General features: G+C 59.2%; 12 protein-coding genes. 9 read left to right on the top strand and 3 right to left on the bottom strand.

Annotated elements, in window-relative coordinates; genetic code table 11:
• The first annotated feature begins 33 nt into the window (after positions 1 to 33).
• Together cysK and ACCC96_RS16955 are read left to right on the top strand one after the other, a co-directional pair.
• Complete coding sequence (gene cysK, locus ACCC96_RS16960) at positions 34 to 1008, top strand: cysteine synthase A (protein ID WP_007934098.1); 975 nt, start codon at positions 34 to 36, stop codon at positions 1006 to 1008.
• A gap of 211 nt (positions 1009 to 1219) precedes the next feature.
• Positions 1220 to 2158 (top strand): aspartyl/asparaginyl beta-hydroxylase domain-containing protein, encoded by a 939-nt coding sequence (locus ACCC96_RS16955; protein ID WP_258670745.1) that lies wholly within the window; start codon positions 1220 to 1222, stop codon positions 2156 to 2158.
• 266 nt (positions 2159 to 2424) lie between these two features.
• Here ACCC96_RS16955 and ACCC96_RS16950 read toward each other — a convergent pair whose 3' ends face one another.
• Positions 2425 to 2964 carry a hypothetical protein gene (locus ACCC96_RS16950; protein ID WP_258670743.1) on the bottom strand — a complete coding sequence of 180 codons (540 nt, stop codon included), beginning with the start codon at positions 2962 to 2964 and terminating at the stop codon, positions 2425 to 2427.
• A 185-nt stretch (positions 2965 to 3149) separates the two neighbouring features.
• Between ACCC96_RS16950 and ACCC96_RS16945 the strand changes: the two genes are divergently transcribed.
• A complete protein-coding gene (locus ACCC96_RS16945) occupies positions 3150 to 3314 on the top strand; it encodes a hypothetical protein (protein ID WP_413696381.1) in 165 nt (54 codons plus the stop codon).
• Positions 3315 to 3408: 94 nt separating this feature from the next.
• Positions 3409 to 4272, top strand: a complete 864-nt coding sequence (locus tag ACCC96_RS16940) for a DMT family transporter (protein WP_258670740.1) — start codon at positions 3409 to 3411, stop codon at positions 4270 to 4272.
• Between the two features lie 67 nt (positions 4273 to 4339).
• On the opposite strand, the gene ACCC96_RS16935 is transcribed toward ACCC96_RS16940, so the two are convergent.
• Positions 4340 to 5248: a DMT family transporter gene (locus ACCC96_RS16935; RefSeq protein ID WP_413696380.1), complete on the bottom strand. Its 909-nt coding sequence runs from the start codon at positions 5246 to 5248 to the stop codon at positions 4340 to 4342.
• Between the two features lie 178 nt (positions 5249 to 5426).
• Between ACCC96_RS16935 and aceK the strand changes: the two genes are divergently transcribed.
• From aceK to ACCC96_RS16910, 5 genes are all read left to right on the top strand, one after another.
• Positions 5427 to 7148 carry a bifunctional isocitrate dehydrogenase kinase/phosphatase gene (gene aceK, locus ACCC96_RS16930; RefSeq protein WP_258670734.1) on the top strand — a complete coding sequence of 574 codons (1722 nt, stop codon included), beginning with the start codon at positions 5427 to 5429 and terminating at the stop codon, positions 7146 to 7148.
• A gap of 223 nt (positions 7149 to 7371) precedes the next feature.
• The gene (gene hrpA / locus ACCC96_RS16925; protein ID WP_258670731.1) at positions 7372 to 11283 is read left to right on the top strand and encodes an ATP-dependent RNA helicase HrpA; all 3912 of its coding nucleotides are present in this window, start codon (positions 7372 to 7374) and stop codon (positions 11281 to 11283) included.
• A gap of 251 nt (positions 11284 to 11534) precedes the next feature.
• Positions 11535 to 12656 (top strand): beta-ketoacyl-ACP synthase III, encoded by a 1122-nt coding sequence (locus ACCC96_RS16920; RefSeq protein ID WP_019648021.1) that lies wholly within the window; start codon positions 11535 to 11537, stop codon positions 12654 to 12656.
• 146 nt (positions 12657 to 12802) lie between these two features.
• The gene (locus ACCC96_RS16915) at positions 12803 to 13417 is read left to right on the top strand and encodes an RNA polymerase sigma factor (protein ID WP_258670728.1); all 615 of its coding nucleotides are present in this window, start codon (positions 12803 to 12805) and stop codon (positions 13415 to 13417) included.
• A complete protein-coding gene (locus tag ACCC96_RS16910) occupies positions 13411 to 13647 on the top strand; it encodes an anti-sigma factor family protein (protein WP_007934080.1) in 237 nt (78 codons plus the stop codon). The genes ACCC96_RS16915 and ACCC96_RS16910 overlap by 7 nt, the downstream gene beginning before the upstream one ends.
• Positions 13648 to 13778: 131 nt before the next feature.
• Here ACCC96_RS16910 and ACCC96_RS16905 read toward each other — a convergent pair whose 3' ends face one another.
• The gene (locus ACCC96_RS16905; RefSeq protein WP_018926736.1) at positions 13779 to 15101 is read right to left on the bottom strand and encodes a putative porin; all 1323 of its coding nucleotides are present in this window, start codon (positions 15099 to 15101) and stop codon (positions 13779 to 13781) included.
• Between the last annotated feature and the right edge of the window lie 110 nt (positions 15102 to 15211).

Below are 15211 nucleotides of genomic sequence, written 5' to 3'. Positions count from 1 at the left end.
TGGGCTAATTCAACGCGGTATAAGGACCCAGCCATGAGCCGTATCTATGCTGACAACGCCCACTCCATCGGCAATACGCCGCTGGTGCAGATCAACCGTATCGCCCCGCGCGGTGTCACCATTCTGGCCAAGATCGAAGGACGCAACCCCGGTTATTCGGTCAAGTGCCGAATCGGCGCGAACATGATCTGGGACGCTGAAAGCAGCGGTAAACTCAAGCCCGGCATGACTATCATCGAACCGACCTCGGGCAATACCGGTATCGGCCTGGCATTCGTTGCCGCCGCCCGTGGTTATCGGCTGATGTTGACCATGCCCGCGTCCATGAGTATCGAGCGACGCAAGGTGCTCAAGGCCCTTGGCGCCGAACTGGTATTGACGGAGCCGGCCAAAGGCATGAAAGGCGCGATCGAGAAGGCCGCCGAAATCCTCGCCAGTGACCCATCCACCTACTTCATGCCGGGGCAGTTCGAAAACCCGGCCAACCCGGCCATTCACGAAAAAACCACCGGGCCGGAAATCTGGAACGATACCGACGGTGCAGTCGACGTGCTGGTAGCGGGCGTCGGGACGGGTGGAACCATTACCGGGGTTTCGCGGTATATCAAGAATACCCAGGGCAAACCGATTCTCTCGGTGGCGGTGGAGCCGGTGGTGTCGCCGGTTATCACCCAGGCGATCGCCGGGGAAGAGATCAAACCGAGCCCCCACAAGATCCAGGGCATCGGCGCTGGTTTTGTGCCGAAGAACCTGGACCTGTCGATGGTCGATCGGGTGGAATTGGTCAGCGACGACGAATCCAAGGCGATGGCCCTGCGCCTGATGCAAGAAGAAGGGATTTTGAGCGGCATCTCTTGCGGCGCCGCCATGGCGGTGGCCGTACGCCTGGCCGAAACCCCGGAAATGCAGGGCAAGACCATCGTGGTGATCCTGCCCGACTCCGGCGAACGCTACCTGTCGAGCATGCTGTTCAGCGATTTGTTTACCGAGCAGGAAAATCAGCAATAACGTTTTATGACTGCTTTGCAGCCGAACGGGGGTTGATTCAGGTCAGCCCCCGTTCAGGAACCTTATGTTAAGAAGTGCTTTATTGCACAATCCTTAACACTGAATGTTGAGTTATGCGGGTTTTTCCCGAGGCCGGTAGTGTTTATCATGGCCGACTGCCACGTCGGGTAAATGACGTTGTGCGGAGTTTCCTATTCTCAAGGAGTCGTAGATGAGCTTTTCCTTTGTCGCGAAGGCGTCGGTGTTGCTGCTGTTCCTCGGCAGCACGCTCTATGTGCATTTGCGTGGCAAGGCGCGTTTGCCGGTCTTGCGTCAGTTCGTCAATCACTCGGCCCTGTTCGCGCCCTATAACGCCTTGATGTACCTGTTCTCCGGTGTGCCGTCCAAGCCCTATCTGGACCGCAGCAAGTTTCCGGAACTCGACGTGCTCAGGGACAACTGGGAAGTTATCCGCGACGAAGCCATGCACCTGTTCGACGAGGGCTACATTCGCGCCGCCGAGAAGAACAACGATGCCGGTTTCGGTTCGTTCTTCAAGAAGGGCTGGAAGCGTTTCTACCTCAAGTGGTACGACAAACCGTTGCCGTCGGCCGAAGCCTTGTGCCCGAAAACCGTGGCCTTGGTCAGCGGCATCCCGAATGTCAAAGGTGCCATGTTCGCGCTGCTTCCCGGTGGCAGTCACCTCAATCCGCATCGTGACCCGTTCGCCGGTTCCCTGCGTTATCACCTGGGGTTGTCGACGCCGAACTCCGACGATTGCCGCATCTTCGTCGACGGTCAGGTCTACGCCTGGCGTGATGGCGAAGACGTGATGTTCGATGAAACCTACGTGCATTGGGTCAAGAACGAAACCGAGCAAACCCGCGTCATCCTGTTCTGCGACATCGAACGCCCCTTGAGCAACCGCCTGATGACCCGCATCAACCGCTGGATCAGCGGCTGGCTGGGGCGCGCTACAGCGCCACAGAACCTTGACGATGAACGCGTTGGCGGGATCAACCAGGCCTATGCCTGGAGCAAGAGCTTCAGCGACAAATTCAGCGGTGTGGTCAAGCAGTGGAAGCGCCGCAACCCCAAGGCCTATCGCGTGCTGCGACCGGTGCTGGCGGTGGTGGTGTTGACGTTGTTGGGGTACTGGTTGTTTGGTTGAGGCTGACCATGGAATGAAAAAACCGCTCCTGGGGAGCGGTTTTTTATGAGGACAAGCTGAGAGATGCCCCGGCGAGAACACCGACAGGCTCTTCAACTATGGGGTTAGCCAGCGCATCTTTGATACGACGCAAATGACTTTCGGGTAGCTCCATGGAAGGACGTTTCCGACTTGTCTTGATTGATTGTCTGTCTGAAGCATTGCTTTCAACGAGAGCTTTCATTGAACCTCCAGCGTTGATCGTTAAATGAACAATTGGTCCGATACTAGTCGCACTCTACGAGCATCACAAGCCGACCCTCTACGTTGAATTCGAAACCAAGTTTTTGGTATATCGCGATAGCACCTTCTAAGGGCTCCTGAATTTCGATCTGTTTGCTGCCAATGATTCGCGCATAGTGGGTAACTGCGGTCAATGTCAGCGTTGCAATCCGGCTCTTCAGGGGATGATCTTTATCTGGTTTACCTTCCAGTCGCACGATTTTTACCCTCAACCGGCTCTGGTTTGGATTCGCAAAGCAAAGCCCACATAACTCAAGGTCAAACCAGATCGCCAGGTCGAAACCCATCGGCTCTCTGGTCTTCCATCCAACGACTTCACTCCATGAAAAATGTGGATCGTTCCAGTGATCGTATGCATCCAGTGCCTGCGCGCTAATCGCTTCGAAGCGAACCCTGGATAAATCCACGTCGATTGGTCCTGCCTGACCCAACTCATGGTGCAGCCGAGCGATGGTAGCGGTGGCAAGCTTTCTAGCCCTTGACCGATACAACTGATACCGAAGATGAGTCCGTTCCCTTGGCATTTGATCTCTTGCATTCCATGACCCCCATAGCGGGCGATTCCATTTCTCCCAGAGTAAGCAGCACTTCCCTGGCTGTCGTTACTGGCCATTTGGTCAAGTCATTGCAATCCATGTCACGCGCTGGTTATAGTCGGCGCTCGGTGGTTTTCTGAGCCACCGTTCCACCCATCAAAAAAGATCAGCCCATGCCAGCTTCCCTTATCAACGCGGTAGTCGATTCAGCGGTCAACGCTGGCGTCGTGCCGTGCGGGAATCAGCAGCCTGCGCAGATCAGTCATTACCCTCCACCTGTCAGTAGCACGCCGGTGTGCGTCGTCGTATCACCGCCAGGCGTTGGCTTCTCGGGCTGATCAGCTTTTTCCGCTGTCCCCCTGTGCCCGTCTGAAAACGACTGAATTTCAGCTTCGGCTGAGTTGGCTTTTTGCCTGACTACAGGTGGTATTCATGTTTGTCCTTTCGAAAAAGTCCGCGCTTGCGGCGGCGTCCACGTGCCTGTTCGTTCTGCTGTGGAGCAGCGGGGCGATTTTCTCCAAATGGGGGCTGGCCCACGCCTCACCCTTTGCCTTTCTGCTGGTTCGCTTCGCCATCGCCTTATGCGGGTTGGTGCTGCTGGTGCCGTTGCTCAAGCTGAAGCAGCCCAAGGGCGGCAAGCCGATGTTGTATGCGATGGCAACGGGCGTGGTGTTGCTGGGGGCTTATCAGATTTTCTACTTGCTGGCCCTCGACTCGAACGTCACGCCGGGGGTGATGGCAACCATCATGGGCGTTCAACCGATTCTCACCGTAGTGATCATGGAGCGGCACCGATCAATAAGCCGAATGTTCGGCCTGGCGCTGGGCTTGGCCGGGTTGATCATGGTGGTCTATCAGGGCATTGGGTTGGCAGGCATGTCGTTGGCCGGGATGCTCTGCGGACTGTTAGCACTGGCGAGCATGACGTTCGGTTCGATCATGCAGAAACGCATCACCGACAATCCTCTCGGCACACTGCCGGTGCAGTACCTGGCCGGGCTGTTGCTGTGCGGGGTGTTTGTGCCGTTCCAGCCGTTTCACGTCGAACGCAGCACAGGGTTCATTGTGCCGGTGTTGTGGATGGGGTTGGTGGTATCGGTGCTGGCGACGCTGCTGCTGTATCGGCTGATTGCCCGGGGCAATTTGGTGAATGTCACCAGTCTGTTTTATCTGGTACCGGCGGTGACTGCGGTGATGGATTACCTGATATTCGGCAACCGGCTGGCGGCGTTGAGCCTGCTGGGCATGGGGCTGATCATTGTCGGTCTGGTGTTTGTGTTCCGTAAGACTGCTTGAAACAAACAAGGCCCGGGGCATGAGCTCCGGGCCTTGTAGGTGATCCGACTTGCCTGCGAAGGCGGTTTTATCGGGCAACCACCTCAACCGGCTTCACTACCGCCGGCTTCAACACCAGCCACAACGCCGCCGCAATCAACACTCCGCCATAGAGGTGCGCCATCGACAGTGGCTCATCCAGCAACAGCGCGCCCCACAACACCCCGAACGGTGGAATCATGAAGGTCACGGTCATCGACTTCACCGGGCCGATCGAGCTGAGCAAACGGAAGTAAACGATGTAGGCAAACGCGGTGCAGCCCAAGCCCAATCCCAGCAACGACAACCAGACACTCCAGCCGCCCCAGCTCGCCGGTGGCTGGTTGATCACGCTGTAGCCGAACAGCGGCAGCAAAAACAAGGTGGCGCCGAGCATGCTGCCCAGGGCCGACAGGCGACTGTCGAGGCCGCCGGCCTGGTCGAGCCAGCGGCGGGCGAGGAAGCCGGCAAAGCCATAGCAGGTGGTGGCCATCAGGCACGCCAGTGCGCCCATCAGCAGTTGCATATCGAACGCCACCGGACCTGCGCGGGTGAGGATGCCGACGCCGAACAGGCCGAGAAACACCCCGCAGACCTTCGCTCCGGTGAGTTTTTCACTGAAGAACAACCCGCCGATCAACACGCCCATCAACGGCGTGGTGGCGTTGAAAATCGCCGAATAGCCGGCCGGCAGCACTTGCGCGGCCATGGAATAGAGCGTCGCCGGAACCCCGGAGTTGATTACTCCGAGCAGCATCACCGTCTTGAGTTTGCCTTTGAAATCCCAGCTGATACGCAGCAGCCCGACGATCACCAGCAGCCCGACAGCGGCGATCGATACACGGAAAAAGGCAGTGGGGATTGTGCCAATCACTGGGGCGATAATGCGCATGAACAAGAAGCTCGCACCCCAGATAGCCGCCAACGACAGCAAACGAAAAATATCGACAGGGCTCACGGTGCACTCCTCTTGATGGGGACGAGAGTGTTGCCGAGTGCCTTATCGATGGCAACCGAAAAACGAGCATTGAATTCGCCGGTCGCGACAGCGCGGGTCTGGCTCGAAAATTAGGCTTTTCCTGCACCCGGTTCACTGGATAAGCTCAGCCTTCCGGAATATCCGCAGAGGTTCCATCATGCCGCAGCAATGGCCAGCCGCCGACATCGCCCGAATGATCCTCGATGGCTTTGACGATTACCGCGAGCATTTCCGTCAGATCACCGACGGTGCCCGAGGCCGCTTCGAGCAAGCCCAGTGGCAGGCGACACAAGTCGCGTCGGCGGCGCGGATCAACCTCTACGAAGAGAAAGTCGGCGAAACGGTCGGGCGCCTGCATCAGTCGTTCGCCGCCGATGTGCTGATGGACGTCAGCAGCTGGCCGTTGGTCAAAAGCGCCTATATCAGCCTGATCGACCTGCGCTTCGACGATGAACTGTCCGAGACCTGGTACAACTCGATTTTCTGCGGGCTGTTCAGCCACGACCTGATCAGCGATGGCTGCATGTTCATCCACACTACGCGGCCGAGTTTGCGCCGCGCCCGGGCGGCACAAACCCGCACTTACAAGCCCCATGGCCAGTTGTCGGGCATGCTCGCGAGCATCTTTACCGACTTCCGCTTCAGCGAGGACTACGCCGATTTGCCCGGCGACCTGCGCCGCCTCGAAGCGCAACTGCGCGAGAACCTGCCGGACTGGGTCTGCAAGGACCCGGAACTGAGTGTCGAGCTGTTTTCCTCGGTGCTCTACCGCAACAAGGGCGCCTATCTGGTGGGGCGCATTTATACTCAGGACGATCAATGGCCACTGGTGATTCCGCTGCTGCATCGCGAAGGCCGGGGCATCCAGATCGATGCCTTGATCACCGACGAGGCGGAGGTGTCGATCATCTTCTCCTTCACCCGTTCGTACTTCATGGTCGATGTGCCGGTACCGGCGGAGTTCATCGGCTTTCTCAAACGCATCCTGCCAGGCAAACACATCGCCGAGCTGTACACCTCGATCGGCTTCTACAAGCATGGCAAGTCCGAGTTCTACCGGGCGCTGATCAATCACCTGGCCAACACCGACGACCAGTTCATCATGGCCCCCGGCGTGCGCGGGATGGTCATGAGCGTGTTTACCCTGCCGGGCTTCAACACCGTATTCAAAATCATCAAGGACCGCTTCTCGCCGTCGAAAAACGTTGACCGTGCCACGGTGATCGAAAAGTATCGCCTGGTGAAAAGCGTCGACCGGGTCGGGCGCATGGCCGACACCCAGGAGTTCGCCGACTTCCGTTTCCCCCTGAGCAAGTTTGAGCCGGCATGCCTGGAAGAACTGCTTGAAGTGGCGCCGTCCACGGTGTCGGTGGAAGGCGATACGGTGCTGATTCGTCACTGCTGGACCGAACGCCGGATGACGCCGTTGAACCTTTATCTGGAACACGCCAACGAAGCGCAGGTGCGCGAGGCGCTGGAAGATTATGGCCTGGCGATCAAGCAACTGGCGGCGGCGAACATTTTCCCCGGCGACATGCTGCTGAAAAACTTTGGCGTCACCCGTCATGGTCGCGTGGTGTTTTATGACTACGACGAAATTTGCTTCCTGACCGAAGCCAACTTCCGCCACATCCCGCAACCGCGCACACCGGAAGACGAAATGGCCTCCGAACCGTGGTACTCGATCGGGCCACTGGATGTGTTCCCCGAGGAGTTTCCACCGTTCCTGTTTGCCGATTCCGGGCAGCGAAAGTTGTTCGATCAGTTGCACGGCGAGCTGTACAACGCCGATTACTGGAAGGGGCTGCAGGAAGCGATTCGGGCGGGGAAGGTGATTGATGTGTTTCCGTATCGGCGCAAGGGCCTGGATAACGAGTAGCTCGTCTGAGCGAACACACTGTGGCGAGGGAGCTTGCTCCCGCTGGGTTGCGAAGCGACCCAAAAACCATTCATCGCGCAGATTCAGACAGCCGCGATGACAGGTTTACGACTGCTTCGCAGCCGAACGGGAGCAAGCTCCCTCGCCACAAAAGCGCGTCACTCAGCTGCGCAAATCTGCGACAATCCGCCTCCTGCGCCACTAGACGACTTTTGCGTACCTGATGACTGACGAATCGCCTTCCATCGACAAACTGCTGAAAAACCTCGATCACGCCATGCTCGCCGACCGCCACCGGCTGCGGCGGCAGTTGCTTGAGCTGCGCAAGAAACCTGACGAGGCCAAGCTGGCCCAGTGGGTGACGCGCACGCAGGCGTCCTGTGATCAGGTGTTGGCGCGGCGCGCCAGCCTGCCGGTGATTCGTTACGACGACAGCCTGCCGATCGCCGCCAAGCGCGACGAAATCAAAGCGGCGTTGCTCAAACATCAGGTGCTGATCATTGCCGGCGAAACCGGTTCGGGTAAAACCACCCAGTTGCCGAAGATTTGCCTGGAAATCGGTCGCGGCCAGCACGGCCTGATCGGCCACACCCAGCCGCGTCGAATCGCCGCCCGCAGCGTGGCGAGCCGGGTCGCTGAAGAGTTGGCGACACCTTTGGGTGCGCTGGTCGGCTATCAGGTGCGGTTCGAGGATCAGAGCGATGCCAACACCCTGATCAAACTGATGACCGACGGCATCCTGCTGGCGGAAACCCAGAACGACCGCTACCTCGAACGCTACGACACGATCATCGTCGACGAAGCCCACGAACGCAGCCTGAACATCGACTTCCTGCTCGGTTACCTGAAAACCCTGCTGCCCCGTCGTCCGGACCTGAAGGTCATCATCACCTCGGCCACCATCGACCTGGAGCGCTTCTCCAAGCACTTCGACGATGCGCCGATTGTCGAAGTCTCCGGCCGCACCTTCCCGGTGGAAACCTGGTATCGCCCGCTGACCCTGGAGCAGGACGAGGAGGGCAACCGTGTCGAGGATGACCTGACCGTGGATCAGGCGATCCTCGCGACCCTCGACGAAATCGCCGCGTTCGAACGCAGTGAGCGCAAGAGCCCCGGCGACGTGCTGGTGTTCCTGCCCGGCGAGCGCGAGATTCGTGACGCGGCGGACATGCTGCGCAAGGCTCAGCTCAAGCACACCGAGATTCTGCCGTTGTACGCACGGCTGTCGCCGGCCGAGCAGCAGCGGATTTTCCAGTCGCATCCGGGGCGTCGAGTGGTTCTGGCGACCAACGTTGCGGAAACCTCGCTGACGGTGCCGGGCATTCGTTACGTGATCGACAGCGGCACCGCGCGCATCAGTCGCTACAGCTACCGCGCCAAGGTCCAGCGTTTGCCGATCGAAGCGATTTCCCAGGCCAGTGCCAACCAGCGTAAAGGTCGCTGCGGGCGGGTCGAGCCGGGTATCTGCGTGCGCTTGTACAGCGAAGAAGATTTCATCGGTCGGCCGGAATTCACCGACCCGGAGATCCTGCGGACCAACCTCGCGGCGGTGATTTTGCAGATGCTCCATCTGCGTCTCGGCGAGATCACTGATTTCCCGTTTATCGAACCGCCGGATGGCAAGGCCATCAGCGACGGTTTCAACCTGTTGCAAGAACTCTCGGCGGTGGATCGCAACAGCCAGCTGACCCCGCTCGGTCGGCAACTGGCGCGACTGCCAGTGGACCCACGCATGGGCCGCATGCTGCTGGAAGCGGCGAAACTCGGCAGCTTGCAGGAAGTGCTGATTGTCGCCAGCGCCATGTCGATCCAGGACCCGCGCGAGCGCCCGCCGGAGCGTCAGCAAGCCGCCGATCAGGCCCACGCCCAGTGGAAAGACGTGGACTCGGACTTCGCCGGGCTGGTCAATCTGTGGCGAGGTTTTGAAGAACAACGCCAAGCCCTGACGGCCAGTCCGCTGCGCAACTGGTGCCGCAAGAATTTCCTCAATTACCTGCGCCTGCGCGAGTGGCGCGACTCCCATCGCCAGTTGAGCCTGATCTGCCGCGATATGCAGCTGAGCCTCAACAAAGAGCCGGCGGATTACCCGAAACTGCACAAAGCCGTGCTTTCGGGTTTGCTCAGCCAGATCGGCCAGAAAACCGAAGACGGCGATTACCTCGGCGCCCGTCAGCGACGCTTCTGGATTCACCCATCCTCAGGCCTGGGCAAGAAGCGCCCGCAATGGCTGATGACCGCCGAGCTGGTGGAAACCACCAAGCTTTACGCGCGGATGGTCGCCAAGATCGACGCCGACTGGATCGAGCCGCTAGCCGGGCACCTGATCAAGAAAAATCACTTCGAACCCCATTGGGAGAAGAGGCGTGGACAGGTGGTGGCCTTCGAGCAAATCACCCTGTTCGGGCTGATCGTGGTCGGACGCCGGCCGGTGCATTACGGCCCGGTCGACCCGGTGGTGTCCCGCGAATTGTTTATCCGCGAAGCCTTGGTGCGCGGCGAGATTCAATCCAAAGCCAAGTGCCTGACAGCCAACAAGCAACTGCTGGAACAGCTAGACGAACTGGAAGCCAAGGCGCGCCGCCGGGACATTCTGGCCGACGAAGAAACCCTGTTCGCCTTCTACGATGCGCGCCTGCCGGCGGAGATCCATCAGACCGCGACCTTCGACAGTTGGTATCGGATCAACAGCCAGAAAGACCCGCAGCTGCTGATCATGCGCGAAGAAGACGTGCTGGCCCGCGAAGCCAGTGAAGTCACCGCCGCGCATTACCCCGACACCCTGCACATCGGCGACCTGGAACTGGCGCTGAGTTATCACTTCGAGCCCAACCATCCGCGTGACGGCGTGACCTTGCGCGTACCCGCACCGCTGTTGCCGATGCTGCCGCCGGAACGCCTGGAATGGCTGGTGCCGGGCGTGATCGAGGCCAAGTGCATTGCGCTGGTGCGCAACCTGCCCAAGGCCCTGCGCAAGAATTTCGTGCCGGTGCCGGATTTCGTCAAAGCCGCGATGCAGCGCATGACTTTTGGCGAGGGCTCATTGCCTCTGGCGCTGGGCCGCGAGTTATTGCGCATGACCGGCGCGCGGGTCAGCGATGAGGCCTGGGCCGAAGCGTCGCAGCAGGTCGAAAGCCATTTGCGAATGAACCTGGAAATCGTCGACGGCCAGGGCAAGTTCCTTGGCGAAGGGCGTGATCTGGCGGAGTTGACCGCACGCTTTGCCGAGGCCAGTCAGGCCGCCTTGGCCGTGCCGCAAACCGCGAAAAGTCAGCAACCGGTGGAGGCGAAGGTCTTTGCCGCCGTCGCCGAGAAAACCCAACAGAAGATTGCCGGGCTGTCGATGACGGTGTATCCGGCGCTGGTGGAAGAGGGCGGTACAGTCAAGGAAGGACGTTTCTCGACCCCGGCCGAAGCCGAGTTCCAGCATCGCCGGGCCTTGCAGCGCTTGCTGATGCAACAACTGGCGGAGCCGGCGAAGTTCTTGCGCGGCAAGTTGCCGGGGCTGACCGAGTTGGGCCTGATGTACCGCGAACTGGGGCGCATCGACAGCCTGGTGGAAGACATTCTGCTGGCCAGTCTGGACAGTTGCATCCTCGACGGTGAAGAGCCGTTGCCACGCGATGGCGCTGGATTGGCATCCCTGGCCGAGCGCAAACGTGGCGCCTGGACCGAGCACGCCGAACGTCTGGCCAGGCTGACTTTGGAGATTCTCAAGCACTGGCACGGCCTGCAAAAACGCTTCAAGGGCAAGATCGACCTGGCACAAGCCGTGGCCTTGAACGACATCAAGCAGCAGCTCAGCCATCTGGTGTACCCGGGATTCGTGCGGGAAACGCCGATGCTGTGGCTCAAGGAACTGCCGCGTTATCTCAAGGCCGTCGAGCAGCGTTTCGAGAAACTCGGCGCACAGGTGCAGAAGGACCGGGTCTGGAGCGGAGAATTGTCCGGGCTCTGGACCCAATACCAGACCCGTGCCAACAAACACGCTCAGGAAGGCAAACGCGATCCGCAGCTGGAGCTGTATCGCTGGTGGCTGGAGGAGTACCGGGTTTCGCTGTTCGCGCAGCAATTGGGAACCAAGGTGCCGATCTCCGACAAGCGCTTGAGCAAGCAATGGAGCCAGGTCGAGGCATAAACCCGATCTCCTTGAGCCTCTGCGGTCTACTGTAGGTATTGCATTACATCGCTTGGCAAAAGGGGCCAAAAGCCAGCGTTTATGGCAAACTTCGCGCCTATAAACGCCGGCCCCGCGGTTTTGAGCCTTCCGGGCCTGGGCGGATCGGAATAAAGCGATGCCAGGTTTGCGTCTGGAACCTGGAATAGACCCTTTGTGTGTTGGTACGTCGGTGCCAGCGCTTTCTGCCTGAACGGATTAGAGAAACGACCATGCATAACGTCGTCATCAGCGGCACCGGCCTATACACCCCGGCCAACAGCATCTCCAACGAAGAGCTGGTGCAGTCTTTCAACGCTTACGTCGCGCAGTTCAACGCCGACAACGCCGAGGCCATTGAGCGCGGCGAAATCCAGGCATTGACCGAATCCAGCGCAGCGTTTATCGAAAAAGCCTCCGGCATCAAAAGCCGCTTTGTCATGGACAAAGAGGGCATCCTCGACCCGCAACGCATGGCGCCACGCTTGCCCGAGCGCTCCAACGACGAGTGGTCGGTGCTGTGCCAGATGGCCATTGGCGCGGCCGAGCAAGCCTTGCAGCGTGCCGGCAAGACCGCCGCTGACATCGACGGTGTAATCGTCGCCTGCTCCAACCTGCAGCGCGCCTACCCGGCCATCGCCATCGAAGTTCAGGAAGCACTGGGTATCCAGGGTTTCGGTTACGACATGAACGTGGCGTGCTCCTCGGCAACCTTCGGCATCCAGGCCGCCGCCAACAGTGTGCAACTGGGCCAGGCCCGGGCGATCCTGATGGTTAACCCGGAAGTCTGCACCGGTCACCTGAATTTCCGTGACCGCGACAGCCACTTCATCTTCGGCGACGCCGCCACTGCGGTGATCATCGAGCGCGCCGACCTGGCGACGTCCAAGTACCAGTTCGACGTGGTCAGCACCAAACTGCTGACCAAGTTCTCCAACAACATCCGCAACAACTTCGGCTTCCTCAACCGCGCCGCGGAAGAGGGCATCGGTGCCCCCGACAAGCTGTTCGTCCAGGAAGGCCGCAAGGTGTTCCGCGATGTCTGCCCGATGGTCGCCGAGCTGATCGCCACGCACCTGGAAGAAAACCAGCTCAACGTCAGTGACGTGAAGCGTTTCTGGCTGCACCAGGCCAATCTCAGCATGAACCACCTGATCGTCAAGAAGCTGCTGGGCCGCGAAGCTACCGAAGCAGAAGCCCCGGTGATTCTCGATACTTACGCCAACACCAGCTCTGCCGGTTCGGTGATTTCGTTCCACAAGAATCAGGACGATCTGGTCAGTGGTTCGCTGGCCGTACTGAGCTCGTTCGGCGCTGGTTACTCGATTGGCAGCGTGATTCTGCGCAAGCGCTGATATAGCCTGAAAAGATCGCAGCCTGCGGCAGCTCCTACAGCATTGGATTTCAACCCGGTATCGTGGTTGGATACGATCGAACTGTAGGAGCTGCCGAAGGCTGCGATCTTTTTTTGTGTCCCCACTGATTCGGACAAGAGGCATCAATGGCTGCTGCTGACGACACCCTATTGCTCGAACGCCTGCTGACGGGCGAGCAGAAGGCTTTCAAGGAACTGGTCAGTACTTACCAGAGCGCCATGCGTGCGGTGGCTTATGCGATCGTCGGTAACCGGCATGCCGACGAAGTGGTGCAGGACGCATGGCTGTCAGTAGTGCGTAATCTGGGCGGGTTCGAGGGGCGTTCGAGTCTCAAGACCTGGCTGCTGACCATCACCGCCAACTCGGCCAAGAGTCGCTACAAGCAAAACCGCCGGGAAGTGTTGCTCGATGACCTGCCGTCGCCTCACGGTACGATCGATGACGATCGTTTTTCATCGAGTGATGGTCATTGGCTGGTGGCGCCGTTCGCCTGGCATCAGGACACGCCAGAGGCGCTGTTGACTGAAAACGAACTGCGCGAATGCCTGGAACACACATTGCTCAGCCTGTCGGAACTGCAAAGCAGTGTCTTGCTGTTGCGCGAGCGACAGGGGCTGGAGTTGGAAGAGATCTGTAATCTTCTGGAAATCTCACTCTCCAATGTTCGTGTGCTGCTGCATCGGGCACGGTTGAAGGTCTTTGCGACCGTAGAACATTTTGAGGAAACCGGCGAATGCTGACCTGTAAGGAACAAGTGGCGCGCTCCAGTGATTATCTCGATGGCCAGTTGAGTTTTCGCGAGCGTCTGATGATGCGGCATCACTTGATGTTTTGCCCCAATTGTCGGCGATTCATTCGGCAGATGCGGTTGATGCAGGCGACCTTGCGGGTGATGCCGCAGAAACCGGTCGAGGATGTGGAGGCACTGGCCGAGCGGCTGGCGGCGCAGCGGCGTAAAGATCGTTCCTGAAGGAAAGCACAGGCCGGCGCGGGTGAAACGAACGGATGATGGGGATCGTTGCCCCGCGCCAGACTGTTGAACCTCTTCAAACGACACGACCGTATGTAAACCGCATCGTTTGAAGTGTATTGCTTCGCAGCTTAGAACTTCGCTTCTGCGTCCAGTTGCAGCGTGTTGGTGTTGGCATCACGCTGGGTACGGCTGGAGAAGTCGGCTTTGGTCAGGAAGTAAGTGGCACCGAGGGCGAAGTTCTTGTCGATGTCGTAACCGACTTTGAACTTGTGACCGCGAGAACCGGTGGTGCCGTTGGCGAAGTCCGAGTCGGTGAAGGCACCGACCACGGCGTTACGCTGCACGTCGCGGTAGTTGTAGTCGAGGTTGAAACCGAAGACTTTCGACTTGGCACCGACCAGCCAGGCAGTGTCCTGATCGGTCACGGCATCGTTGTTCTTCACATACTGGCCGTAGAACGACAGTGGCATCGGCAGGCCGCCGATATCGATCTGGCTGAAACCTTCGTACAGACGGAACTCGTTGTTGGCGGAGTTGCCGTTGACGGCCAGGGCGCACGGCGTGGACGTGCCGGTGCAACGGCTGTCTTCGTCGTTCTGGTAGGCATAGACGCTGCCGCCGACGGTCAGTTTCAGGTTGTCGGTGATGGCGAAACGGCTGCCCAACTGGCCGGCGGTCAGACGCAGGTCGTGACGAAATTGCACGCCTTCGCCGTCGACGTTGTCCTTGAGGTTGTAGTTGCCCAGGCTACCGAACAGTTCGGCACTGCTGCCCAGTGGGTATTTGTAGGTCACTGCCAGACCTTCCGGGTTGATGTCGCTGTCCCAGATCACATCACCCATGCTGACCCATGGTTGCAGCATCTTGCCGCCGATCACATGCAGGTTTTTGATGGCGTCCGGGTGGTAGTCGATGTAGCCCAGATCCAGCCAGATCTGCTTCTTGTCGAAGTAGTTGTCCATGTCCTGGTTGGTCGAGCGAGCATCGTCACCGCCGCCGGTGGCAATGCGGATGCCGGTGTCCACTTGCGGGTTGATTTCGCTGTAGGCACCCAGACGGGCGCGGATGCGTTGACGATCCTTGTCACGGCCACCGTTGTTGGGTTCGCCGTCGATCTTGACCGTTTCCTGGCGTACGCGAACGTCGCCCTTGAACTGGGTCTTGGCGGCCCAGGCCAGTTTCTGGTCGAAGGCGCTCAACTCGTTGGCTTTCTTCGCGGCGACCGCTATTTGTTCGTTGGTCTCTTGCTGCGCCTGCTGCGCGATTTGCTGAGCCTTCTGATCCTTGGCAAGTTCGGCTTGCAGTTCAACGTACTGCGCCTGGGAAATAGAACCGTTAGCCTTGAGCATGTCGAGCAGTTTGGCGTCGACTGCGGCACTGGCCGGAACACTCATGGCCAGCAACAGGCCGCCACACAAGGCCGCCGCAGTTTTCGTGGAAGCAAGACGCATAGCAATCTCCGAAGATGAGAGGGATGGCTGAACCATCCTGGACACAACCGACAGTTGAAGGTCGGAAAACAGTGGCCGGGTAGAACCCGACGCTCTAAAAACAGGCGCCA

Source organism: Pseudomonas sp. Pseusp11 (assembly GCF_047304405.1).
GTDB lineage: Bacteria > Pseudomonadota > Gammaproteobacteria > Pseudomonadales > Pseudomonadaceae > Aquipseudomonas.
The sequence above is the reverse complement of the archived record's forward strand: the minus strand, read 5'-3'. Positions and strand labels throughout refer to the sequence as shown.